Source organism: Aestuariivirga sp., assembly GCF_047600585.1.
In the GTDB taxonomy this organism is placed as follows: domain Bacteria; phylum Pseudomonadota; class Alphaproteobacteria; order Rhizobiales; family Aestuariivirgaceae; genus Aestuariivirga.
In genome coordinates this window covers 582,950-607,138 of record NZ_JASGKP010000001.1, presented here as the reverse complement: position 1 = coordinate 607,138, position 24,189 = coordinate 582,950, and the positions used below count along the sequence as shown (strand labels likewise).

22 protein-coding genes, 1 other RNA gene and 1 pseudogene are annotated in these 24,189 nt (G+C 64.5%); 7 read left to right on the top strand and 17 right to left on the bottom strand.

The features are described 5' to 3' along the window. The first annotated feature begins 132 nt into the window (after positions 1 to 132). Together QM801_RS02740 and QM801_RS02735 are read left to right on the top strand one after the other, a co-directional pair. Positions 133 to 354 carry a hypothetical protein gene (locus QM801_RS02740; RefSeq protein WP_415017678.1) on the top strand — a complete coding sequence of 74 codons (222 nt, stop codon included), beginning with the start codon at positions 133 to 135 and terminating at the stop codon, positions 352 to 354. A 74-nt stretch (positions 355 to 428) separates the two neighbouring features. Continuing rightward, positions 429 to 1,112, top strand: coding sequence for a DUF1194 domain-containing protein (locus QM801_RS02735; protein ID WP_415017677.1), 684 nt, complete (start codon positions 429 to 431; stop codon positions 1,110 to 1,112). Here QM801_RS02735 and QM801_RS02730 read toward each other — a convergent pair. From QM801_RS02730 to QM801_RS02695, 8 genes are all read right to left on the bottom strand, one after another. Then, positions 1,109 to 1,936 carry an ABC transporter permease gene (locus QM801_RS02730; protein WP_415017676.1) on the bottom strand — a complete coding sequence of 276 codons (828 nt, stop codon included), beginning with the start codon at positions 1,934 to 1,936 and terminating at the stop codon, positions 1,109 to 1,111. The two genes, QM801_RS02735 and QM801_RS02730, sit on opposite strands and share 4 nt — an antisense overlap. A gap of 4 nt (positions 1,937 to 1,940) precedes the next feature. Continuing rightward, entirely contained in the window at positions 1,941 to 3,227 is a 1,287-nt protein-coding gene (locus QM801_RS02725; protein ID WP_415017675.1) for an ABC transporter permease, read from the bottom strand. 109 nt (positions 3,228 to 3,336) lie between these two features. Next, positions 3,337 to 4,383, bottom strand: a complete 1,047-nt coding sequence (locus QM801_RS02720) for an ABC transporter substrate-binding protein (RefSeq protein ID WP_415017674.1) — start codon at positions 4,381 to 4,383, stop codon at positions 3,337 to 3,339. 303 nt (positions 4,384 to 4,686) lie between these two features. Beyond that, positions 4,687 to 5,508, bottom strand: coding sequence for a TIGR00282 family metallophosphoesterase (locus tag QM801_RS02715; RefSeq protein WP_415017673.1), 822 nt, complete (start codon positions 5,506 to 5,508; stop codon positions 4,687 to 4,689). Next, positions 5,499 to 6,077, bottom strand: coding sequence for a 5-formyltetrahydrofolate cyclo-ligase (locus tag QM801_RS02710; RefSeq protein WP_415017672.1), 579 nt, complete (start codon positions 6,075 to 6,077; stop codon positions 5,499 to 5,501). Before QM801_RS02710 ends, QM801_RS02715 begins: the two co-directional genes overlap by 10 nt. Before the next feature lie 58 nt (positions 6,078 to 6,135). Continuing rightward, a non-coding RNA gene (gene ssrS, locus QM801_RS02705) (6S RNA) lies at positions 6,136 to 6,298 on the bottom strand. Between the two features lie 50 nt (positions 6,299 to 6,348). Then, positions 6,349 to 8,760, bottom strand: coding sequence for a beta strand repeat-containing protein (locus tag QM801_RS02700; protein WP_415017671.1), 2,412 nt, complete (start codon positions 8,758 to 8,760; stop codon positions 6,349 to 6,351). Between the two features lie 156 nt (positions 8,761 to 8,916). Next, the gene (locus tag QM801_RS02695) at positions 8,917 to 9,564 is read right to left on the bottom strand and encodes a pyridoxamine 5'-phosphate oxidase family protein (protein WP_415017670.1); all 648 of its coding nucleotides are present in this window, start codon (positions 9,562 to 9,564) and stop codon (positions 8,917 to 8,919) included. 58 nt (positions 9,565 to 9,622) lie between these two features. Here QM801_RS02695 and QM801_RS02690 point away from each other — a divergent pair, with 58 nt between their 5' ends. After that, the gene (locus QM801_RS02690; protein ID WP_415017669.1) at positions 9,623 to 11,086 is read left to right on the top strand and encodes a PLP-dependent aminotransferase family protein; all 1,464 of its coding nucleotides are present in this window, start codon (positions 9,623 to 9,625) and stop codon (positions 11,084 to 11,086) included. Here the strand turns inward: QM801_RS02690 and QM801_RS02685 are convergent. Further along, complete coding sequence (locus QM801_RS02685; protein WP_415017668.1) at positions 11,055 to 11,729, bottom strand: DUF1194 domain-containing protein; 675 nt, start codon at positions 11,727 to 11,729, stop codon at positions 11,055 to 11,057. The genes QM801_RS02690 and QM801_RS02685 overlap by 32 nt on opposite strands. A gap of 43 nt (positions 11,730 to 11,772) precedes the next feature. Here QM801_RS02685 and QM801_RS02680 point away from each other — a divergent pair, with 43 nt between their 5' ends. Then, positions 11,773 to 12,243 (top strand): copper chaperone PCu(A)C, encoded by a 471-nt coding sequence (locus QM801_RS02680; protein WP_415017667.1) that lies wholly within the window; start codon positions 11,773 to 11,775, stop codon positions 12,241 to 12,243. On the opposite strand, the gene QM801_RS02675 is transcribed toward QM801_RS02680, so the two are convergent. The 3 genes and pseudogenes from QM801_RS02675 to QM801_RS02665 all read right to left on the bottom strand — a co-directional run bounded on the left by QM801_RS02675 (position 12,244) and on the right by QM801_RS02665 (position 15,419). Next, positions 12,244 to 12,603, bottom strand: coding sequence for a nuclear transport factor 2 family protein (locus QM801_RS02675; protein WP_415017666.1), 360 nt, complete (start codon positions 12,601 to 12,603; stop codon positions 12,244 to 12,246). Then, positions 12,600 to 13,998, bottom strand: a pseudogene (locus tag QM801_RS02670) (dipeptidase). The gene QM801_RS02675 and the pseudogene QM801_RS02670 overlap by 4 nt, the downstream one beginning before the upstream one ends. Continuing rightward, complete coding sequence (locus QM801_RS02665; protein WP_415017665.1) at positions 13,995 to 15,419, bottom strand: M20/M25/M40 family metallo-hydrolase; 1,425 nt, start codon at positions 15,417 to 15,419, stop codon at positions 13,995 to 13,997. The pseudogene QM801_RS02670 and the gene QM801_RS02665 overlap by 4 nt, the downstream one beginning before the upstream one ends. A gap of 47 nt (positions 15,420 to 15,466) precedes the next feature. On the opposite strand from QM801_RS02665, the gene QM801_RS02660 reads away from it, so the two are divergent. The 3 genes from QM801_RS02660 to QM801_RS02650 are packed head-to-tail and all read left to right on the top strand — an operon-like array spanning position 15,467 to position 18,788. Beyond that, positions 15,467 to 17,071 carry an SLC13 family permease gene (locus QM801_RS02660; protein WP_415017664.1) on the top strand — a complete coding sequence of 535 codons (1,605 nt, stop codon included), beginning with the start codon at positions 15,467 to 15,469 and terminating at the stop codon, positions 17,069 to 17,071. A 2-nt stretch (positions 17,072 to 17,073) separates the two neighbouring features. Then, entirely contained in the window at positions 17,074 to 18,093 is a 1,020-nt protein-coding gene (locus tag QM801_RS02655) for a universal stress protein (RefSeq protein WP_415017663.1), read from the top strand. Positions 18,094 to 18,146: 53 nt separating this feature from the next. Continuing rightward, positions 18,147 to 18,788 carry a CDGSH iron-sulfur domain-containing protein gene (locus QM801_RS02650; RefSeq protein ID WP_415017662.1) on the top strand — a complete coding sequence of 214 codons (642 nt, stop codon included), beginning with the start codon at positions 18,147 to 18,149 and terminating at the stop codon, positions 18,786 to 18,788. A gap of 43 nt (positions 18,789 to 18,831) precedes the next feature. Here QM801_RS02650 and QM801_RS02645 read toward each other — a convergent pair whose 3' ends face one another. From QM801_RS02645 to QM801_RS02625, 5 genes are all read right to left on the bottom strand, one after another. Beyond that, positions 18,832 to 19,764, bottom strand: coding sequence for a tetratricopeptide repeat protein (locus QM801_RS02645; RefSeq protein ID WP_415017661.1), 933 nt, complete (start codon positions 19,762 to 19,764; stop codon positions 18,832 to 18,834). Further along, complete coding sequence (locus tag QM801_RS02640; RefSeq protein WP_415017660.1) at positions 19,761 to 20,327, bottom strand: thiamine phosphate synthase; 567 nt, start codon at positions 20,325 to 20,327, stop codon at positions 19,761 to 19,763. The genes QM801_RS02645 and QM801_RS02640 overlap by 4 nt, the downstream gene beginning before the upstream one ends. Positions 20,328 to 20,360: 33 nt before the next feature. Further along, complete coding sequence (locus tag QM801_RS02635; RefSeq protein WP_415017659.1) at positions 20,361 to 21,551, bottom strand: MFS transporter; 1,191 nt, start codon at positions 21,549 to 21,551, stop codon at positions 20,361 to 20,363. Between the two features lie 80 nt (positions 21,552 to 21,631). Next, on the bottom strand, positions 21,632 to 22,816 hold the full coding sequence (locus tag QM801_RS02630; RefSeq protein WP_415017658.1) for a phosphoglycerate kinase: 1,185 nt from the start codon (positions 22,814 to 22,816) through the stop codon (positions 21,632 to 21,634). An 86-nt stretch (positions 22,817 to 22,902) separates the two neighbouring features. Further along, positions 22,903 to 23,997 carry a calcium:proton antiporter gene (locus tag QM801_RS02625; RefSeq protein WP_415017657.1) on the bottom strand — a complete coding sequence of 365 codons (1,095 nt, stop codon included), beginning with the start codon at positions 23,995 to 23,997 and terminating at the stop codon, positions 22,903 to 22,905. Positions 23,998 to 24,189: the final 192 nt, after the last annotated feature.

Genomic DNA, 24,189 nt, shown 5'->3' with positions numbered 1-24,189 from the left:
ATGAAAGGCCTGTGAGTGTGTTTGTGGAGTTGTGTCATGGGTCTGTCGGTCAAGCCGGCTATCGAAGCGTTCTCTTTTGGCGGCGAGTCCGCCGGTATTGCAGGCGCTGTCGCCCTGAGAAAGGTCAAATCCTTGGCTGAATCGGCTCCACAAGGCAGGCTTTTCGCAGCGATTTCCACGCTGTCGGACCAGAGCGCCGCTGCGGCGGAAGCCTATGAAGCTGCAGGTCTCGCCGAACTTCACGCCGCCTCCGAACAGCATCTGGCCCGCGGCAACCGCATCTCGTCGCGCCTCCGCGAAGCCCTTGGCGCTGACGAAGTGACGCCGCTCCCGGCCTTCATCCGCAAGCGCTGACCTCAGCAACATAACCCTATCGACAGGTGCTGAACCTGGGTTAGCTTCGTCCTTCGGGATGAGAGGAGCGACCCATGCGCGGCACTTTTCTTTTGGTCCTTGCGGTGCTGCTCGCGGCACTCCTTCCCCTGCGTGCCGAGACGCGCGCGGTCGATGTGGCGCTGGTGCTGGCGATCGACATATCAGCCAGCGTGAGCGCCGATGAACACTCGCTCCAGATGGCGGGGATCGCGGCGGCGCTGCAAAGCCCCGAGGTGCGGGAAGCCATCCGGTCCGGTCCCAACCGACGCATCGCCATCGCCGTCACGCAATGGTCGGGCCTTCGCGTGCAGCGCCTCGTCATCCCCTGGACAATCGTGGAAGGTGATGACACCGCGCAGGCGCTTGCCGTGCGCCTCGTCGCGGCGCCGCGCGCCGATCCCGGTGGCGGTACATCGATTTCGCTGGCGCTGGAACATGCAGGCGGGCTGTTCGCGTCCGCACCTGCCGCCACGCGCCGCGTCATCGATCTCTCCACCGACGGCATCAACAACATCGGTCCGCCGCTCGAGCGCATCCGCAGCCAATTGAAACGGGCGGGCATCACCGTGAACGGCCTCGCCATCTCGAATGAATGGCCGCGCCTGCAGGAGTATCTCGACAGCCATGTGGTAACAGGCACGGCTGCCTTCAGCGTCACCGCCGCGGGCTTTCCGGATTTCGCGGAGGCAATGCGGATGAAGCTGCTGCGCGAGATCAGCGGACCGGGATTGAGTTAGGTTCTGATGCCGCGCAGGCGTTCGCTGCGGCGGCGCAGGAGTTCCACTGTCACCAGCATCAGGGTCGAGATGATGATCAGCACGGTCGCCGCTGCCGTGATGGTGGGCGAGATCTGCTCGCGGATGCCGGAGAACATCTGGCGCGGCAGGGTGCGCTGCTCGGGGCCCGCAATGAAGATCACCGCGATCACTTCATCGAAGGACGTGCCGAAGGCGAAGAGCGCGCCCGAGATCATGCCCGGCAGGATCAGCGGCATCACCACACGGAAGAACACCGTGGAAGGAGAAGCACCGAGGCTCTCCCCTGCCCGCATCAGCGTGCGGTCAAAGGACGAGAGCGTGGCCGTCACCGTGATCACCACGAAGGGCGTGGCAAGGGCCGTATGCGCCAGCACCAGCCCCGGCAGCGTGCCGAGCAGGTTGATCTTGGCATAGAAGAAGAACATGCCCAGCGCCGAGATGATGATCGGCACGATCATCGGCGAAATCAGCACCGCCATGATGGTGGCGCGGAACGGCAGGTTGCCGCGGGCAAGGCCCAGCGCCGCGAGTGTGCCCAACGTGGTCGAAAGGATTGTCGTGAGCACGGCGAGCACGGCGGAGAGCCACAGCGCGCTCTGCCAGCGTGGATTGAAGAAGAAGTCCTCATACCAGCGCAGCGAAAAGCCCGGCATGGGATAGCTGAAGAACATGTCGGAGTTGAACGACAAAGGCATGATCGCAAGGATGGGGGCAATCAGGAACAGCAGCACCAGCCCGACAAAAACGCGGAGCCCGTAGTAGCCGATCTTTTCCGAAGGCGTGGCGTAGGCAGGCAATGACATGGTTTCAACCCAGCTTCATGCGGTCGATGCCGATCAGCTTGTTATAGACATAGTAGAGAATGAGCGTGGCGGTGAGCAGCACCGCGCCCAATGCCGAGGCCTTGCCCCAGTTGTTCTCCTGGTTCATGGCGATGTCGATGAAGCCCGAGATCATGTTATCGGCTGGGCCGCCCACCAGCGCAGGCGTGATGTAGTAGCCGAGGCAGAGGATGAAGGTGAGCAGGCAGCCTGCGGCCACGCCCGGGAGTGTCTGCGGAATGTAGACGCGCCAGTAGGCATAGGCCGGCTTGGCGCCGAGCGAGCGCGCCGCGCGCATGTAGGTGGGCGAGATCGTCTTCATCACCGAGTAGATGGGCAGCAGCGTGAAGGGGAGCTGGATGTGCACCATGGCAAGAACGGTGGCGAAGCGCGTCTTGAAGAGCTGCGGGTCACCCTGGATGAAGCCCAGCACGTTCAGGAGCCAGGTGATGCCCGTGATGTGCAGCACCTGCGAGAACACACCGCCATCCTGCAGCAGGATCGACCACGCGGTGGTGCGCACGAGCAGCGATGTCCAGAACGGCAGCAGCACGAGGATCATCAGCAGGCTCGCGGTCTTCTGCTGCACGGTCGCGAGGAGATAGGCGACGGGGAAGCCCATGATCAGCGTGATGAGCGTCACCAGGAAGGAAATGCCGAGCGTGCGGAAGAGGATGTCGCGATAGATCTTGCGGTTGTCCTCCACGCTCACGACCTTGCCGTCGGCGGTCTGTTTGAGGTCGAGCACGTTGAGGAGATAGAACGACGTGTAGGTGGAGGTGGCGCGCTTGATCACGGCCCACGTCTCGACTTCACCCCAGACCGGGTCGATGGCGATCACGGCGTCCTTCCACGGGCCGGCTTCCACCTTGTCGAGCTTGCGGGCGGTGACGGTGACTTTCGATTTCAGCGTCGGCACTTCGTAGTTCAGGCGCTTGCCGATCTGCGCGGCGGTCTTGGCCTTCTGGGCTGCCTTCATGTCGGCGGCGAAGGCGGCGAACACGGTTTCATCCGGAAGCTCCTTGCCGTCCCAAGCGGCGATGGCCTGCACTGTCTGCGGCATTTCATTGTGAACGTCCGGGTCATAGAAGGCATTCACCAGCATCGACCCGATGGGCACGAGGAAGCTGATGATGATAAAGAGAAACAGCGGAGCGATGAGGGCGAGCGCCTTGAGTTGCGCCTGGCGCTGGGCCTGCGCCAGCTTCTGCTTGAGCGGCGTGCCATCGGCCGCGCGCATGATGGTATCGGAATTGATCGGTACGGAAGTCATCTCGTCTCTGGCGCCCCTCGCCCCTCACAGCACATCGCATATGCCGTAACGGGGCACCTTCCCCCGCAGAAGCGCGGGGGAAGGCACTGATGTTTCGCGATCGCAGTGTTTACTGCGACAGCCAGGCGTTGAAGCGTTCCTTCAGCTGGTCGCCGTTGTCGGCCCAGAACTGCGTGTCGATGTTCCACGCGGTCTTGAGATTGTCAGGAGCGGTCGGCAGCGAGGGCAGAACCTTGGGGTCGACATTCGGAATGGCGTCGGCATTGGCCGGGCCATAGGCGATGTACTTGGTCTGCTCGGCCTGCGGCTTGGCGCCCGAGGCGAAGGCGATGAAGCGGTAGGCTTCATCCATCTTCGGCGTGCCCTTGGCAATCGACCAGAGGTCCCAGTCCAGCGCCTGGTGATCCCAGACGATCTTGAACGGCTTGCCGTCCTTGTCGATCGGGGTCTGCAGACGGCCGTTCCACGCCGAGGTCATGACCACCTGGCCGTCAGCCAGAAGCTGCGGAGCCTGGGCGCCGGCTTCCCACCAGATGATGTCCTTCTTGATGGTGTCGAGCTTCTTGAAGGCGCGATCAACACCTTCCGGCGTGCCGAGCACCTTGTAGACGTCGGCGGCGGGAACGCCGTCAGCGATCAGGGCCCACTCGAGGTTCACGGTCGGGTTCTTCTGCAGGCCGCGCTTGCCGGGGAACTTGGTGGTGTCGAAGATGTCGGCCACGGTGGTCGGGCCGTCCTTCAGCTTCGAGGTGTCGTAACCGAACACCGTGCCGAACACGATGGTGGGCACCGAGCATTCCGACACGTCGGCGCCGAGCATCTTGGACTTATCGATGCCGAGCTTGGCCCAGTCGATCACTTCAAGGGCGCCTTCGGCGCAGCCCTGAAGGGCGGTCGGCGAGTCGACGTCGATCACGTCCCAGGTGATGGCCTTGGCTTCCACCATGGCCTTGATCTTGGCGACTTCGCCATTGTACTCGGCTTCGGTGATCTTGTTGCCGGCGGCGATGTACGGCTTGTAGTAGGCTTCGCGCTGCGAGTCCTGATAGGCGCCGCCCCACGACGTGATCGTGAGCTCGTCACCGGCGCGGGCAACCGCCGTGAGAGCGGATGTCGCGAGAACGCCAGCTCCGAGAACAGCCAAAATTTTCTTCATGTCATTCCTCCAAATGGGCCGGCGCACCGGCAATGAGATAAATTCATGGGGAATGAACCGGTCGCCGGGCAGCAGGACAATCGCTGCACGGGCAATGCGCAGCGGCATTCTGTCGGAGCCCGACTGGTGCGGTCACCTCCCCGATGACCCTTACGAACCGCTCTTTGTAAGCACCTGAAGCAACCCTGTGCCTGGCGCTTGTTTTGTTATGTGGGGGCCGTTCGAAGAGAGAATGATAGCAAGTGTGTGCGGCGCGTCATCCCCTTTTTTGTCGCGGGACAGACAAAATTGCCTCATATCACATCACCAAAACGGAACCTCTGCTGGTGCCAGACGTCCGCCGATGCGGATGGGCGCCACCTTGAGCGCAAGGCCCGTGGCATCATCCGTCTCCACCGCAAGGCCGCAAAGCGTGGCCTCGCCTTCTGCCGGCTTCATGCGTTCGACCGGCAGCTTGCGCAGGAAGCGCTGCAGGGGTTCGGACTTCTCCATGCCGATGACGGAGTCGTAGTCGCCGCACATGCCGGCATCGGTCTGGTAGGCGGTGCCACCTTTGAGGATGTGATGATCGGCCGTGGGCGTGTGGGTGTGGGTGCCGACGACAACGCTGACGCGGCCATCGCAGAAATGGCCCATCGCCATTTTCTCCGACGACGCCTCGCCGTGGAAATCGAGCAGGATGGCATCGCAGTCGATGCCGAGGCGGCATTGCTCGATCTCGCGCTCCACCGCGGGGAAGGGATCATCCAGCACCGGCTCGACCATCACGCGGCCCATGGCGTTGATGACGAGCACGCGCTTGCCCGTTTCCGTTTCCACAAGCGCACTGCCGCGCCCGGGGCATCCGGTGGGCCAGTTCACCGGGCGGATCAGCCGGTCCTCACGTTCGATGGTGAGAAGCAGTTCGCGCTGGTCGAAGGCATGGTTGCCGAGCGTCACCACGTCGGCGCCTGCATCGCGCAGGAGCGAATAGTGGTCGGCACTGAGGCCGAAACCGTGGGTGGCGTTTTCCCCATTCACGACAACGCAGTCGGGGCGAAACTTCGCGCGCAACTGCGGCAGGTGAAGGGCCACCGCATCCCGCCCGGATTTGCCGAGCACATCACCCAGAAAGATCAAACGCACCTGATCAGCTCTTTTTCCGTCATAACATAGTTCAGCAACTGGTCATGATGATCATGAAGCACGCTGTCAACTTCCTGCACGGCGTATGCGACACCGATCGCCACCACGGGCTTGCCGGCCCGCAGCTTCTCGAGCGTCCGGTCATAGAAGCCGCCGCCATAGCCGAGACGGTAGCCCCTGCGGTCGAAGGTGAGGAGCGGCACCAGCAGCACGTCGGGTTCAACGAGCGGTGCTTCTTCGGCAGGCCGCGGAATGTCCCACTTCCCGGGAATGGTGGGCTCGCCCGGCATCCAGCGGCGGAACTCAAGCGGCGTGCCGAGCTTGGTGACGATGGGAAGCGCCGTGGTCCAGCCCTCGCCCGCCAGCCGGCCCAGCAGCGGACGCGTATCGATCTCGCTCTGGTAGGGGTAGAAGGCGGAGACAACCGAACGTCCGGGAGATGGCGTCACCGGAAAGGGATGGGAGAGAAGGGCCGCGGAGGCGATGTCCTTGAGGCCGTCATGGGCGGCATTGCGCTTCGCCATGGCCTCGGCCCGGGCTGCTTTCTTGAGGGGAGCGAGGGGATCCATGTCCCGAACTTTAACAGGCGCGCCATCTGCCGTCGCCGCGGAAACCGACAGGATGAGTGGCGAGACCACCATGGGCCGTGGGAACGTACGATCCCGGGTCCCTACTAGCGTAGGTGGGCGCCGTGTATGCCAGGCCACGACCCGGCGCAGGGACAGCTCCCAATGGTATCGTTTATAGGCCCCAGGGAATAAAGGTTCCTTCACGCACCGGGCAGTCTCGCCGGGGATGGATGTAGGGTGTCGGGCGGCGGAAGTCCAGTTTCACGCGTCGCTACTGCAGCAGGTCCACGTCCTTCTGCTTCACCACATAGGTGGCGGTGAAGCGCACCTCATCGCCGGGGCGAAGGGTATCCCACGTGCCGTTCACCGCCGCATCGGCGGAATCGCCAAGGGGTGCAGCATCTGTGAGGAGCGTTTCCGAGCCCGGCACGGGGGCTGTGCCATAGCCATTGGCCACGTCCGCCACATTGACGTTGCTCACCGTCTGGTTGCCCGCATTCCGCACCGTATAGGTGTAGGTGACCGTGGTGCCGACCGGCACGTTGAGGGACGCGGACGGCTTTTTCACGATGGTGAGGGCGGGCGCAATGACAAGCGTCACCGCCGTCGAGCCGCTGCCCGACACTGCGGCGGAGTTGTAAGTGGTGGCGGCGGTCGCGGTGTTGTCGATGTCGCCGTCACCGCCACCGTTGGTATCGAAGTCGGCCTGGGTGACGGCATAGGTGAGCGTACAGGTCTGCGAGGCGGCAGGCGCAAGGCTGGCGATCACGTTCGTGCCGCTGCTCGGGCAGGTCACCGTGCCCTTGGGGTCGGTGACAGTGACCGACGTCAGGGTCACATTGCCGGGATTGCCGATGGTGAGCGTGTAGGTGATCACCTGCCCTGCGGCGCTCACGCTGGTGGGGCTTGCGACCTTGCCGACGCTGAGCTGTGGCGCCGCCGCCGCATTGGTGAAGACGCAGGTGATGTCGGCACCGAAGACGACACGCGCCGCCGCGATGGTGACGGCAGCACCCGTGCCCGTGGCCACCGGAGTGGGATTGCCCGTCACACCGGCATTGGCATCGGTGCAGGTGACGCCGCCTGAAACCCAGGCGAGCGAGAAGCTCTCGGTGATGCTCACCGCGGTCGAGACGGTGGTCACGTTGATGGCGGTCGGCGAGGCCGGCGTGGCCGTGCCCGCAGCAGCGGTCGTGATGGCGGCTGGCGTGCTCGCCAGATTGGTGACGGTGAAGGAGAACGGTCCACCTGCGCCGCCCGTGGTGATCTTCTGGACGCGCACCACCGGAATCTTGTTGTTGGTGAAGGTGCAGACGATGTTCGCCGTGGCCGCTGTCGCCGCCGCATTGAGGGTGAGAACATTGCCTGAAAGGGTCGCGGTGCCACCACCCGCCATGCCGGTGCAAGTGGCAGAGGCCAGCGTCCATCCCGAGGGAATGGTCTCAGTGATCGTCGTTGCCGTTGCAGCGGTGGTAAGGGTGAGCACGCTGCTGCTCGACGGATTTCCCGAGCCGGTATTGAGCGCCACGGTGCCAATCCCGTTCGTGCCTGAGAAATTGAACGAGCCTGTGCCCCCAACCGATTGTTTTACAATCTGAACCGTCGGCCGCTTGCCGTTGATGATGGCGCAGGTGATGAGCGCCCCTGCCCGTACGTTCGCAGCCGCAAGCGTGACGGCATAGCCCGAGACTGCGGCGGTGAAGCTGGCCGGATTTCCGGAGACGGCGCTGTTCGAATCCGTGCACGTGGCCGGCGTCGTGGTGATGAGCCAGCCTGCAGCACCCGTCTCGGTGATCACCGTATCTGTGTTGGTGGCCCACAGCCGCGCAAAGTTTCCGTTGACTGCCGTGCCCGCCGTCGCCGTGGTGATTGATGACGCAACCGTCTGTGCCGACCAGTTCGTGCCGTCGAAGATGTTGCCGGTGGAGAAGTTAAAGGTACCCACGCCGCCATTCGAAGTCTTCTGCAGGCGGAGTTGCGGCGAGCGCGTGTAGGTCACCGTCTCGATATAGACGAACTGCTGGGTGGGGTTTGCGGTGGTGCTGTTGGCGCCGGAGATGTGGCGGATGGTGAGGGTGCGGATCGGACCCGCGAAGGTCACGGTCACGTCGCCCGCATTGGTGGTGACGTTCTGGTTGGTGGAGAGCGCACGGCCCGTGGCGGCGTTCCACGTCACGATGGAAGAATTGACCGGCGTTCCCGAGGTGGGAAGGATCGTGGCGCCCGAGGCATCGGTTGCACGGAATTCCACGATGTCGTTGAAGGCCGCACCCGAAAGGCTGAAGGTCGGGCCGCCATCGATATCGCCCACGACCACGCTCGCGTTGTAGACCGGCTCGCTGAAATTGATCGTGGTGGTCTGGACCGAGGTCTCGTTGGCGACCGAGGCATTCATGGTGGAATTGATGTAGCCGGTGGTGCCATTCGATGAGGACGCAGGCTCAATGGCGAGCGTATTGGGCCCTGCTCCATCGTATGTGCCCGCAACACTGCCGCTGGTCGTGATGGTCAGCTGGGTGGGCGCTGTGCCGAAGGTGGCGGCATCGGTGCCGCCGGTGCGCAGGTTGGTCGCCGGACGCGTCGCCCAATCAAGTGTATCCGCCTGCGCAACGGCGCAGGACCAGAGCAACGCAAACAGACAGGCAATGACGCCAAGGGCGCCCTTTTGCAAACCGCGAGACACGACTGACCTACACACCCACAGGAACCGAGAGCCCCTGCGCACCGGCGGCGCGCAAAGGAGGGCAGCGCCTCCCCAGAGGCTCTGCCACCAGGGTGAACCCTATGATGTTATGGTAAATCCCGCCTTAATGGCCCGCCCCTGCCACGGGGGAGAAAACTACCCGAACTTGAAATTCTTCGCGTGGTCGGGCGCGGTGACGCCAGGCAGCAACCGCGGATCGTCGATGAGCGGGCCGAAGCGGTAGCCGATTGGAACGACGCCGGCCCAGATGGGCAGCGCATAGTCTTCCTCGTCATCGCCCGGCGGACCGGTGCGCACCTTGGCCGACACTTCACTCAGCTCGAGGCCGAGGATGGTCGTCGCCTTCAGTTCCTTCTGCGTCATCTTGCGCAGCATGTCCCAGCGCCCCGGCCACAGCGTATCGGTGAAGGTTTTCAGCCGCGCCTCCTTTTCGGCCACGTCTGTCACCTTGAAAGCCTTTCCGAAGGCCATCACCGAGCGGTAGTTGCAGGAATGATTGAAGGCCGAACGCGCCATCACCATGCCGTCGAAAATGGTGACGTTGACGCAGACGTCGGCATCCTCGCAGGTCTCCAGCATCCGGCTGGCGGAGGAACCATGCCAGTAGATGTGATGTCCCTCGCGCCATTGCAGGGTGGGCGTCACGACCGGCGATCCGTTGAAGACATAGCCCACCGTGCACATGGGCTGCGCATCGAGAATGGGGTGGATGGTGGCCTCGTCATAATGGGCCCGCTTGTTCATGCGTCTCACGCGGGTGCGGTCGCTGGGTGCGGAAGTCATGTCCAACTCCTTGTTGTCACTGCTCCATGCATTCTCTATGGTCTGGCGAAAAGAACCAATGGCTACAGCAAAGACCAGACCACTTATCACCAGTGCCACCCTGGAACTGGGCATCGACCGGGACGACGCGGAAGCTTTCCAGTCCCAGATCGCCCGCCAGGTGCGCGAACTCGTGCTGTCGGGGCGGCTCAAGCCCGGCGTCAAGCTGCCCTCCAGCCGGGCGCTGAGCGAGCAGCTGGGCGTGGCCCGCGCCACCGTGGTCGACGCCTATGAGCAGCTCCTTGGCGAAGGCTATCTCGAGACCCGCCTCGGCTCGGGCACAACGGTTGCGGCAGAACTGCCGGAGGCCCTGCTGTCCACCGGCAAGGGCAAGTCCACCACCACGGCCTCCGCCCCGCGCCAGAAGCGCGAACCGGCCCGCCCATTCCGCGCCGGTCTCGTGGACTGGGAGCATTTCCCGCACGACGACTGGGGCCGCATCCTCGGGCGCTACTGGCGCAACCCGCCGATCACGCTGCTCGAGCACAACGATCCCTTCGGCTGGCTGCCGCTCCGCAAGGCCATCGCCACACACCTCTTCGACTGGCGCGGCATTGCCTGCGACGCCGAACAGGTGATCATGACCGCAGGCGGCAGCGATGCCTTCGATCTCGTCCGCCGCGCCGTCTTCCAGCCGGGCGACCAGCTGTGGCTGGAGGATCCGGGCTATCCCACGGCGCGGCGCGTCTTCGGGCTGGCCGGGATCAAGGTCGAGGCGGTGGCGATCGACAGCGAAGGCCTGATGGTGAACGAGGCGAGCCAGCGCTTCCCAAAGGCGCGCGGGGCCTTCGTCACGCCGGCCCGGCAATATCCGACGGGAGTCACCATGCCGCTCTCGCGGCGGCTCGAGCTCCTCGCCTGGGCCAAGCAGGCGAATGCCATCATCATCGAGGACGACTACGACAGCGAGTACCGCTACGTGGGCCGCCCGCTCCCCGCCCTCATGAGCCTCGACCGCGATGCCCGTGTGATCTACTCCGGCACCTTCTCGAAAGTGTTCTCGCCGATCATCCGGCTTGGCTTCATCGTGGTGCCGAAGCGGCTCATCGATGTCTTCCGCCACGAGCGCACGACGTTCGGCGCGCCGCCGTCACTTCTGGTGCAGCCAGCGCTGGCGCAGTTCATGGAGGATGGCCAGTTCGCCGTTCACATCCGCCGCATGCGCCGCCTCTACTCCGCCCGCCGCGATTGCCTGATCAAGGCGCTCTCGCCCGGCGCGCCATCGCTCTTTCAGCTCGATGCACCACCCTCCGGACTGCAGCTGCTTCTGCGCTTTCCACCTTCCGCCGACGACGAGGTTCTGCATCGCGCACTCCTGGAAGAAGGCATCGAAACACAGCCGCTCTCCGAACACTATGCCGGGCGCACGCGGGAGAAGGGCCTGCTACTCAGCTTCGCAGGCTTCCGCGAAGAAGACCTGGAAAAGGCGGCGGCGCGCCTGCTCGCCGTGCTCAGGAGTCGAGCGGGCGCAGCTCGCGGATGAGCTTCTCGCGGATGGCACGGGCATAGTCGGCGAAGTCGGAGGCTGGCTCGATGAAGCTGTCCGTGCCGATGATGACGTTGTTACGGTAGTAGGCGGCGAGGTTCACGCTGTCGGCATCGATGGGAAGGCCGTTCACAACAATGCCGCTTGCCAGCGCAGTGTCGCGGGCGCGATCGAGATTGAGGCCGCCATTGTCCATGCCGTCGCCCGAGACATCGATGACGCGGCGCTCGCCGGCGAAGCTGTTAGTGTCGATGATCTCCACCCCGTGGGCGATGGCGGTGGCGATGGAGGTGGAAGACGCCATGAAGGCCCGCCGTGCCCGGCTGATGCGGAAGCCGAAGGCGCGCGCATCGCGGGCTGTGCGGAGATGGGTGAAAGGCAGGATCACCCTCGCCTCGTTGTCACCGCCCCACTGCGTGACCGCAACGGCAACACCCGTGGGGCCGATGTTGGCCAGTGCCTCCAGCACGCCGGGGTCTCGGAAGGCGGCGGCAAGGCCCTTGAGCTGCAGGTCGAACTCCGCCCGGTCCATGCTGGCGGAGGCATCGAGCGCAAGGACGAGTTCAACTGCAACGGGTTCCGGCTCCGCCCCCTGCGCCGGCGCCCCCAGCAGCAGAAGGGCAAGGAACCGCGCCGCCATGCCGCGCCACAATCTTCCCCCATTCCCTGCTAAGACCTGCGCCATGATGAACCGACGCTCTCTCCTGCTCTCCCCCGCCCTCCTGCTTGCCCTCAGCACAGGGGCTTTCGCAAGTGACATCATGGTGATGAATGCGGTGGCACCGAAATCGCTCACCGCCAACGCGCCGACGGCCGCCGTCTATCTCATGCTGATGAACCATGGTAGCGCCAGCGACACCATTACCGGCACGGCAACGCCCGTGGCCGCTCACGCCATGATGCACCAGTCGCTGGAAGAGAACGGCGTCATGAAGATGCGCGAGGTCGGAAGCTTTGAACTCAAGGCCGGCGACATGATCGCTTTCGCGCCCGGCGGCTATCACATCATGCTGACGGGGCTGAAGGCGCCGCTCAAGACCGGTGACAATTTCCCGATCACCCTCACCTTCAAGACGGCGGGCGACGTGACCGTGGACGTTAACGTGGTGGACAAGGTCGATGGCGCCATGACCCACGAGGGCATGGCGAACTGATCAGCCGAGATCGACAACATCGATGAGGGTGATGAGACCCGCCTCGTTGAAGGTCACCTTCTCGATGCCCCGCCTTTCTGTGATGGCCCCTGTCGTCTTGTTGACGGCGCGCAGGCGCCAGTGGCTTTGCGCCGTACGCGGGCCTGTCGCCTTCACTTCATCATCGAAGGCCTGATGATCGGGAGAGGCCGCGAAGTAAGCGCGGATCGAGGCGAGGATCGCTTCTCGTCCGACCACGTCACCGATTGCAGGCGAGACATACCGCGCTTCCGGTGCCAGGCATTTCGCCACGCCGTCCACATCCTGCGCGTCGAGCACCGCGTGGTAGGCCACCAGCGCTGCGGCAGGATCGAAGCTCACTTGCCCAGCTCCGCGATGATGCGCACCCAGCTCCGCATGCCGTGATGGAAGCTCGAGACGTTGTACTTCTCGTTAGGTGAATGGATGGCGTCGTCATCGAGGCCGAAACCCACCAGCACGCTGTCCATGCCGAGAATGTCCTTGAAGTAGCGGACGATGGGAATGGAGCCGCCGCCACCCATCATCACCGTCTCGCGCTTGAACTCCGCCTTGAGCGCCGCTGCCGACTTCCTGATGAAGGGGTTCTTCTCGTCGATGGTGGAGGCCGGGCTGCCGCCGCCCTTGCCCGAGAAGCTGATCTTCGCGTCACCCGTCATCTGCTTCTTGGCATAGGTCTGGAAGGCCTTGATCACCTTCTTGGGGTCCTGCTTGCCGACGAGGCGGAAGGTGAACTTGGCGTGGGCCTCCGAGGGGATCACCGTCTTGGTGCCGGCCCCAGTGTAGCCGCCCCAGATGCCGTTCACTTCGGCGGTGGGGCGCGACCAGAATCTGCTCGAGCACACTATAGCCCTTCTCGCCCGCGGCACTCTTGAGGCCGACGTCGCCAAGGAATTTCTTTTCCGAGAACTTGAGCGAGCGCCACTGCTTCTTCACGGCGGCGGGAAGTTCGGAGACACCCGTGTAGAAGCCGGGGATCGTCACTTTGCCCTTCTTGTCGTGGAGTGACGCAATCATCTTGGAGAGCGCGCGGATCGGGTTCATCGCCGGGCCGCCGAACATGCCGGAGTGCAGGTCGATGGAGGGGCCCGTCACCGTCACTTCTTCATGGGCAAGGCCGCGCAGCCTGGTGGTGATGGCGGGTGTCTTCACGTCCCACATGTTGCTGTCGCAGACGAAGGCCGCATCGCAGGAGAGTTCCTTCCTGTTGGCTTCAAGGAAGGGCACCAGCGAGGGCGAGCCGCTCTCCTCCTCGCCTTCGATCAGGAACGTGGCCTTGATGGGGAGCTTGCCGTCAGCCTTGATCATGGCGCGGGCTGCTTCCACGAAGGTCATGAGCTGGCCCTTGTCATCCGCCGTGCCGCGGCCAACGAGCTGGTCCACGCCTTTCTTGTTTGTCTTGCGCACCGGCTCGAAGGGCGGCGTGTGCCAGAGTTCGAGGGGATCGGCGGGCTGCACGTCATAGTGCCCGTAAAAGAGAACATGCGGCGTCTTCGCCGTGGCACCGGGCGGGGTGTAGTGACCGACCACCATGGGCCGCCCCGGCGTCGGGCGCACGGAGGCCTCGCAGCCGATCGCCTTCAGTTCGTTGCAGATCCACTGCGCCGCCTTCTCGCATTCGCCCGCATAGGCCGGATCCGCCGAGATCGACGGAATGCGCAGGAAGGAGAACAGCCGCTCGATGATCTGGTCCAGCGACTGATCGATGTCGGCCAGTGCTGCGTTCACATTTGTCATGCGTCGTGTTCCTTGATGATTTCACCGATGAAGCGCGCCCAGGCACGGGCGCCCTTGTGATAGCTTTCAACCTTGAAGTTCTCGTCCGGGCTGTGCAGCGCATCGTCGTCGTTGACGAAGCCGAGCATCACGCTGTCGAGTTTCAGGTGGGTGCGGAAACTCTGCACCACGGGGATTGAGCCGCCCTCGCCCGCCAGCACGGGCTCAACGCCCCACTCGGCCCCGGCCGCAGCCTTCGCCATGCCGATCCACGGGCTGTCGTAGGCGACGGCCGCAGCGCCGCTGCCGCCATGAGAGACGAAGCTTGCCTTGCAGTCGGCCGGAAGCTGCGCCTTCACGAAGGCGCGGAAGGCCTTCACGATCTTCGCGGGATTCTGCCCGGCGACGAGGCGGAAGGTGAGCTTGGCGCTCGCCTGTGAAGGCAGCACCGTCTTGCTGCCCGCCCCCGTGTAGCCACCGAGGATGCCGTTCACCTCCGCCGTTGGGCGCACCCACATCTGCTCGAGCGCCGTGAAGTCCTTTTCGCCGGCAGGCTTCTTGAGGCCGACGCCACCCAGGAATTCGCCCGCATCGAAGTTCAGCTTCTTCCAGGCCTTGCGCTGGGCGGCAGGCGGCGGCTTCACTCCGTCATAGAAGCCGGGGATCGTCACCCGGCCGTTCTTGTCGTGGATGTTGCCGAGGATGCGCGAGAGCACCTTGATGGGGTTGACGGCAGGGCCGCCGAAATAGCCGGAATGGAGGTCGATGCGCGGGCCCGTAATGATCACGTCCTCGCCCACGCAGCCGCGCAGCGAGGTGACGAGCGAGGGCGTCTTCGGGTCCCACATCCCGGTGTCGCTGATCAGCACGATATCGGCCTTCAGCAGGTCCTTGTTGGCGGCGATGAAGCGGTCGAGGTGGACGGCGTCGCCCTCCTCGTCGCCCTCGATCAGGAATGTGATGCGGAAGGGCAGCGAACCCCGCACCTTGAGCCAGGCCCGGCTGGCTTCGACAAAGGTCATCACTTGGCCCTTGTCGTCGGCGGCTCCCCGGGCAAAGATGCAGTCTCGGCCGTCTTTTCCCTTGGCGACCCGCGGCTCGAAGGGCGGGCTGGTCCAGAGGTTCAAGGGATCAGCGGGCTGAACATCATAATGGCCATAGAACAGGACGTGAGGGACGTGGGCTTTTCCGGTCAGCGCCGCGGCAGGCGGCTCATAGGACGCCAGCACGACCGGCTGCCCGGTGGTGGGGTGGAGCGTGACCGTGAGCCCCATCTCCTCGAACATGGCCTTCAGCCAGTCCGCCGTGCGGCGGCAATCGGCATGGTGGGCGGGATCCGTGCCCACGCTCGGAAAGCGCAGGAAGGCGAACAGGCGGTCCATGCTGGCGCCGAAATCGCGGTCAACCGTCGCCAGAACCTGGTCCATTGCCGTTGCTGTCATTGCGAATCCCCCGGGGTTGCGGTGAAGCTAACCCAAAGGATGGCAGCATGACAGGGCCGGATAATGCGCCAGATTTGGGACCAATGATGGGACAGGCGGCCCTCGCTGCCGAGGGGCCCAGCTTCAATCTGGCCCGGGACAGCCTGCAGGCCCACGAGCCCGTGGCGGGCCTCACCCGGGTGCGCCGCCGCGGCTATCTCCGCTACCGCAAGTTCGCCAATGCCATCGATATCGCGCTGATCTGGAAGCGCCGCTGGTTCATCGTCACGATGATCCTGGGCTTCGCGCTGATGTCTGCGCCCACACCTTCGGGCCTCACCCACGACGGCCAGATCGTGCTGGTGATGTCGCTGATGGCGACGCTGCTCTTCATCACCGAGCCGGTGCCGCTTCCATCCGTCGCACTCCTCATCGTGGTCGGCCAGGTTGTGCTGCTCGGCCTCGATTCAACCAAGGTTGCGAAGAGCCTGATGACGGATTCCGTGCTCTTCATCATGGGCTCGCTGATGCTCGCCGTGGCCGTGGTGAAGCAGAAGCTCGACAAGCGCATTGCGCTTGCCATCGTGCGCATGACGGGCACGAGTGTTTTCTGGATATCCTTCGGCATCGTGGCGGTGTGCGGCTTCCTCGCCTCCTTCATCGGCGAACACACGGTGGCGGCGATGATGCTGCCGGTGGGTGTCACGCTCATCAGCCTCACCTCGAACGAACCCAAGAAGGTGCACAACCTCGCGGCGGTGATCCTGTTCTCGATTTCCTTCGGCTGTTCCATCGCCGGCGTCACCACGCCCTCGGGCGGCGCCCGCAACGCCATCATCATCAGCTACTGGAAGGACTTCTTCTACGATCCCACCAAACCCGAAACCTGGCGCTACCTGATGGATTACATCACCTGGATCATCTACGCCTTCCCGATGTTCCTGCTCCGCCTGCCGCTCGTGAGCCTGCTTCTCATCCTCACCTTCCAGCCGGAAACGCGCGACCTCTCCCGCGCCGTCACCCGCCTACGCACCCAGGTGAAGCTGGAAGGCCCGATGAAGATGTCGGGCTGGCTCACAATCCTTGTCTTCGCCGCCGTCATCGTCGGCTGGACGATCTATTCCTCCACGCTCGGCCTCGGCATCGTCGCCATCGCCGGGGCGCTCGCCTATCTCGTGCTCGGCCTCGTGCGCTGGGAAGACATCAACAGCGGCGTCAACTGGGGCATCGTCCTTCTCTATGCGGCAGCGATTTCGCTGGGCGTGGAGATGAAGGAAACGGGCGCCGCCGAATGGCTCGCCAATGGCGCGCTTCATGTGGTGCAGGAAATCGCCGGCAACAGCACGGTGGCCTTCGAAGCGGCGATCTCGCTGATCACCGTTCTTGTCTCCAACACCATGACGGCGGGTGCCGCCGTCGCCGTGCTCTCGCCTGTCGTGCTGAAGATGTCGGTGGCCGCCCATCATGACCCGCTCATTGCCGGCTTCCTCACCGCGATCTCGTCGGCCTCCGGTTACCTGACGCCGGCCGCACAGCCCGCCTTCACCATCATCTATGCCTCGGGCTATCTGAAGAGCGCCGACTTCTTCAAGATCGGCTCGCGCATGATGCTACTCTCCTTCATCATCCTGATGGCGGTCTCAACATTCTACTGGCCGATGCTGGGAGGGTGACGATGGCGCTGTTCGACTTCTTCCGCCGCACCGACATCTCCGACCGCCAGGAAGCGGCGGTGATGAAAACGTTGCAGAGCATCCGCACGCAGCGGCGCAACCGCTTCCGCATCCTCGCCTGCATCGACGGCAGCGAGGAGGCGATGATCACCGTGCGCTTCGCCGCGAAGCTGGCGGTCAGCAATTCCTGCGACATCATCATTCTTTATGTGCGTCAGATCGACATGGGTCTGCACTCGGGCGGCCTGCAGGTGCGCCTTGCCCGCCAGAACATGATCGATGCCGGTTTCGAGCTCCCCGGCGTCTCGCATCTCAAGAAGTCGCTCCGCATCCTCAAGGAGGAAGGGATCGACGTTTCGGGCTGGAAACATGAGGGCGCCCACCAGGAAAGCTGGGGCGATGCCGCGGGCGACACCAAGGTAGAATATACCTCGCCCGAAGGCCGCAGCGTGGTGCTGAAGCTCAAGACCGCACCCGACGAGGCCGGCGGCATTCTCGATCAATACGAGCTCGGCCCCTACAACCTGATGATCCTCGGCCAGCCCTCCCACTGGCGGAGCGAGTTCCGCTCCTTCTTCGGCGCCGGCGTGACCCAGACCGTCACCACCATGGCGCCCTGCTCCGTTCTCGTGGCCCGCAACAGCTTCGACCGCAAAGGCTTCTTCATCTGCACCGACGGTTCGTCGCGCTCTCTGCAGGCGGTGCGCCGCTCCGCCGTGCTGGCAACGATGATGGGCGAACCCGTGACGCTCTTCTCGGTCGCCCCCGATGCGGAAGCGCTGCCCGCCGCCGAAGAAGCGGTGAGCAACGCGAGGGCCCTGCTCAAGGCGATGAAGATCGAGGTTGCCGACACCAAGACAGCGGTCGGCGACGTGATCGAGGAAATCGTCGAGCGCGGCTCGCTCTACCGCATGATCGTCGTCACCGATGAGGGCCGCAGCCGGATCGAGCGTCTGTTGAAGGGTTCGCGCGCCTCCGACGTTGTCCGCTACGCCCGCACCAGCGTGCTTGACGTCCGCTGAGCAATCGCGCGTTATACAACCTCCGGAAACAAGACCAGCGAGGAGCCGCGCCGATGCCAGCCGAAATCGTGAAGGGCAAGACAGTCACCATTCAGTTTGATGGTGCAAAATGCATCCATTCGCGCGGCTGCGTGCTGGGCTATCCGAATGTCTACGTCCCCAACGTCAAGGGCGAGTGGATCCATCCCGATGCCGCCTCTGCCGAGGAGGTGATGCACACGGCGTTGAACTGTCCTTCGGGCGCCATCCGCGTGAGCTACAACGACGGCTCCGAAACCTCCGACAAGCCGCCCGTCGTCAACACGGTACGGGTGCGCGAAAACGGGCCGCTGGCAATCGAAGCTGAACTCTCGGTGCGCGGCGAGAAGCAGGCCACGCCCCGTGCCACGCTCTGCCGTTGCGGCCAATCGAAGAACAAGCCCTGGTGCGACGGCGCACACGCTGCTGCGGGCTTCACTGCCACCGGCGAACCGGCCACGCGGGAGTTCACCGCGCTCGAGGTGCGGAACGGCCCCGTGAATGTCCAGCCCTCGCCCAACGGGCCGCTGCTGGTCTCCGGCAATCTCGAAATCGTGAGCGGCACGGGACGGACCACCGACAAGGTGACGAAGGTGGCGCTCTGCCGCTGTGGCCACTCCAAGAACAAGCCCTATTGCGACGGCAGCCACAAGGCGGCGGGCTTCACCGCGGATTGAGCGCAACTCTTCGCAAGTAGATTCCACTTGCTCGCACGATGCGTTAATCGAAGTCTGGCACCGGCTTCGCCACGAAGTCGGCCGCGCGCTTTTCCGCGTCCTTGCGCTGTTCCTTGGTCAAGGTCGCCATGAACTCATCGAGGGTGGAGTCGGAGCGTCCGCCCTTTTCGGCGAGCAGGTTCCACATGGCCCCCTCCACCGGATCGGCCTTCACGCCCACACCCGCCGCATACATGCGGGCGAGGCGGTTCTGCGCCACGGGGTGGCCGTGCTCTGCGGCAAAGCGCAGCCAGCGTGCCCCGATATCCATGTTCTGCTCGACGCCTTCGCCCCGCAGCACCATGACGCCATATTCGAGTGCTGCCTCCGGCATGCCCTTGAGCGCCGCCTTGGAGAACCATTCCGCGGCCGCCACGGGATAGCGCACACCGCCCTTGCCGTCGAGGTAGACGAGGCCGAGATTGTACTGGGCATTGGGGTTGCCGGCGGCCGCCGCCTTGCCGAACCATTCGATCGCCTTGGGCCAGTCGGGATCGGCACCATAGGCGCCGGAATAGATGAGGCCGAGATTGTATTGCGCCTTGGTGTTGCCGTTGCCGGCGGCCTTCGCCAGCCACTCGGCGGACGCAGCCGGATCGGTCGTGCCCGTAGTCTCGTCGATGAGCAGCATGGCGTAGTTGAACTGCGCCTCGGCATCGCCCGCTTCCGCCGCCTTGGCGAACCACTTGCGCGCCTCGTCCGAGGATTGCTCCGTACCCTGACCATTGCGGTAGAGATTGCCGAGCATCGTCATGGCGCGCACGTCGCCCCCGTCCGCCAGCGGCTTCACCGCGGCGAAGGCCTCCTTGTACTGCTTGGCCTCGACAAGGGCGGTCACCTCCGCGACCGTGGCCGCGTGGGCGGCAGGCACGGCAACCGCAAGGCTCAGCGCCACGGCCAGACCGCGCAGCATCGAAGCCGGAACGCCTCGGCTCATGCCATGGCCTTGCTCAGGCTCGCGATCACGCGCGCTGCATCTTCCGGGCTCGTCCACATGCCGTCCATGGGGCGGATAAAGTCGGGCTTCTGCGGCAGAAGTGCGGCAAGGTCAGCGGCATCGACGGGATCGAAAGCCACTGCCGGAACCTCGAAGATATCCTGCCACCAGCCGATCAGCGGTTCGCCGTGGGCCTGCGAGGCCTGCGCGAAGGCGACGTAGTCTGCCCCCGCTTCCGCCGCTTCCATGGCGATGTGGCGGGAGGTAGCGGCGAAGACGCCGATGCTCTCGGCCTTGAGGGTGGCCCGGAGCGATTTCACCGGCTGGGCCCGGGCGATGTGGATGCCGTCGGCCTTCAGGTAATGCACCTGGCGCGGCTCGCAATCGCGGATGATCACGGCAAGCCCCAGCGCCTGAAGGGCGGCAACGGTGGGCGCGGCGATCTTCTCGCCCACAAGGACGGAGGCGCAGTCGCCCGCCTTCACGGCGGCGGCGGCGCAGGAGAGAAGAAGGTCGTCCGCGATCTCGGCGGGGGCGGCAAGGAAAAGACGGGGTGTGCTCATGGCCCCGCCTCTATCACCGCCGATACGGCCTTGTCACCTCGTGCGCGGCAGCAGGAAGGCCAGGAGCCCGAGGGCCGGCAGGAAGGAGCAGACCCGGAAGACGAAGTCGATGCTGGTGTGGTCGGCCACAACGCCGAGGACCGCCGCGCCAAGCCCGGCAAGCCCGAAGGCGAGGCCGAAGAACAGGCCGGAGATCATCCCCACCCGGCCGGGCACCAGTTCCTGGGCATAGACGACCATGGCCGAGAAGGCCGACGAGATGATGAAGCCGATGGGCACGGTGAGCGCCACCGTCCACGCAAGGTTGGTGTAGGGCAAGGCCAGCGTGAAGGGCAGCGCGCCCAGGATCGACATCCAGATCACCGCCTTGGTGCCGATCTTGTCGCCGATGGGGCCGCCCATGAAGGTGCCCACCGCCATGGCGCCGAAGAGGATGAAGAGATAGAGCTGCGCATCCTGCGGCGTCACCTTGAAGTGGTCGATCAGGTAGAAGCTGTAGAAGCTGTGCAGGCTCGAGGTGTAGACGAACTTCGAGAACATCAGCGCCAGCAGCGTGAGCAGCGCACCGATGACCTGCCCCTTGCCCAGCGAATGGGTGGCGACCTTCGACGTAGCCTTGCGGGCATGGTCCCGCAGCCAGCCCGCGTACCAGCGGCCGACGAAGCTCAGGAGCAGGAAGGCGGTAAAGGCAAATACGGCGAACCACGAGATTGCCTCCTGCCCGCGCGGCAAAACGATGAGGGCCGCGAGCAAGGGCCCGATCGCCGTGCCGACATTGCCGCCCACCTGGAAGGTGGATTGCGCGAAGCCGAAGCGTCCGCCGGCGGAGAGGCGGGCCACGCGCGAGGCATCCGGATGGAAGATCGAGGAGCCGATGCCGATCATGCTCGCCGCAATGAGGATGGCAGGATAGGAATGGGCGTGCGCCAGGAGCAGCAGGCCCGACAGCGTGCAGAGCGGCGCCACCGGCAGCGAATAGGGCAAGGGATACTTGTCGGTGAAGATGCCGAAGATTGGCTGCAGGATCGAGGCCGTGACCTGGAACACCAGCGTGATCAGGCCCACCTGCGCGAAGGTCAGCGCATAGTTGTCACGAAGCAGCGGATAGACCGAGAGCAGCACCGCCTGCATGGTGTCGTTGATGCCGTGGCAGATGGCGACGGCAAACAGCACCGTGAACACGGTGCCTTGCGTGGCAGATGATGGTGCGGTTGTCGCGGTCATGAGGGCCGCGTGTTTGGCGGAGGCGGGGGCGCCGGGCAAGCCGCCTTTTCGCAAGGCAGCCATTCCCCGGCGCTTCCGGATCAGACCTCGAGGGCTTTCACGCCCGGCAGTTCCTTGCCTTCCAGCCATTCGAGGAAGGCACCACCTGCCGTTGAAATGTAGGTGAAGTCATCCGCCGCACCGGCATGGTTGAGGGCAGACACCGTATCGCCGCCGCCCGCCACGGTGACGAGCTTGCCCGCCTTGGTAAGCGCCGCCGCATATTGCGCGACGGCATTGGTGGCGGTGTCGAAGGGGGCGATCTCGAAGGCACCCATGGGGCCGTTCCACACCACCGTCTTGGCGTTGTCGAAGCAGGCCTTCACCTTGGCGATGGACTTGGGGCCGACGTCGAGGATCATCTCGTCTGCGGCAACGTCGTTGAGGCCGACGGTGCGCGAGGCGGCTCCCGCCTTGAACTCCTTCGCCACCACCGCATCGTCGGGCAGGAGCAGCGTGCAGTTCTTCGCCTTTGCCTTCTCGAGGATCTCCTTGGCGGTGGGGATGAGATCATGCTCGCAGAGCGACTTGCCGACGTTCACGCCCTGCGCGGCGAGGAAGGTGTTGGCCATGCCGCCGCCGATGACGATGGTGTTGGCGATGCCGGAGAGATTGCCGAGGAGTTCGAGCTTGCTCGACACCTTGGCGCCGCCCACCACGGCGACGAGCGGACGCGTGGGCTTTTCAAGCGCGGCCTGCAGGGCCTTGAGTTCCGCTTCCATGGCGCGGCCCGCATAGGCGGGGATCACGCGCGCAATGCCCTCGGTCGAGGAGTGCGCCCGGTGCGCGGCGGAGAAGGCATCGTTGACGAAGATATCGCCGAGGCCTCCCAGCATCTTGGCAAAGCCCGCATCGTTCTTTTCTTCACCGCCGTGGTAGCGGGTGTTTTCCATCAGCGTCACCGTGCCGGGCTTGGCGTCAACGGCGGGCGCGCTCTGCCAGTCGGTGAAGACGAAGGCCACGGGCTTGCCCAGCGCCTTCTCCAGCGCAGGCGCCACGGGCTTCAGCGACATCTCGGGCACCACCTTGCCCTTGGGCCGGTCGAAGTGCGCGAGAATGATGACGGCGGCGCCCTTCTGCAGCAGTTCCTTGAGGGTCGGCACCACGCGGTCGATGCGGGTGGTGTCGGTGACGACGCCGTCCTTGATCGGCACGTTGAGGTCGAGGCGGATCACCACCTTCTTGTTGGCGACGTTGACATCATCAAGGGTGCGGAAGGCCGGCATTGTCATTCTCCATCGGATTTGAGTGAGGGGCGTACCTCAGCGGCGGGGCGAATTCAATGCGTCAGAAAGCCGGGCAGAAGGGCAGCTCAGGGCACCGCCGAAATCAGCAGGAACATGGCGAAGATCGAGAGGTGCACCGCGCCCGAGAGGATGTTGGTGCGGCCGTTGCTGAGGGTGACGGCGCTGACGAACAGGGCCAGCACCAGCAGCACCGTCTGGCTCGCGGAAATGCCCAGCACGATCTTGTAGCCGCCGAGCAGGTCGGCCAGCGCCACGGCGGGAATGGTGAGGCCGATGGTGGCAAGGCCGGAACCCAGCGCCAGGTTCACGCTCACCTGCAGGCGGTTGGCGACGGCGGCGCGCACCGCGGCGATGCCCTCTGGCAGCAGCACCATGCCGGCGATGATCACGCCGGTGAAGCTCAGGGGCAGCCCTGCCCCGGTGATCGCCTTGGCGAGCACGGGCGAGAGAGACTTGGCGAGCAGGATCACCGCCAGGAGCGCAAGGCACAGCATCACGCCGCTCGTGGCGAAGGTGCGGTTGGTGGGAAGCGCCGCATCGGTGACGCCCGCCTCCTCCCCTTCCGGCAGGAAGTAGTCGCGGTGGCGCACCGTCTGCACGAAGAGGAACATGCAATAGAGATAGAGCGAAGTCATCGCCACCATGAAGAGCTGCACGTCGCTGAAGGTGGGGCCATGGGTGGCGAGTGTGAAGTTGGGAAGGATGAGCGTGATCACCGCGAGAACGGACAGCACGGAAAGCGCCGTCGAGGTGCCGCGGATGCGGATCGTCTGTTCGAAATGGCGGCGGCTGCCGAGCAGCAGGCTCAGGCCCACGATCGCCGTGGTGATGATCATGATGCCGGAATAGACGGTGTCGCGGGCGATGGTTTCGCCCCCCGGCCCCGCTCCCACCATCAGAGAAAGAATGAGCCCCACCTCCAGCACGGTGACGGCCAGCGCCAGCACGATCGAGCCCTGCGGCTCGCCCACCCGCGCAGCGATGATCTCGGCGTGATGCACGGCGGCGAAGACGGAGCCGCCCAGCAGCACCGCCACGAGGATGGCGATGGCCGCATGGGCATCGGGCGAAAAGCCGAGCGCCACCGCTCCCACCGCCGCAACGCCGGCGACGGGAAGGACGAGCGTCCACAGGGCATTTTCGATCCGGTGCGCGGCCATAAGTGTTCCTTCTTAAGCTACGGAATCACTGTAGGGACGGAGCACCGGGGCGTCCAGTGTTGCGGCACACCGCCGTCATCCGCGAGCCGGGATCCAGCTTGGTGGATCACTGCAACAAACGAAGAAGCTGGGCCCCCGCCTTCGCGGGGGTGACGACTTAAAAAATTGCACGTCACCCCACCACCGTCATTC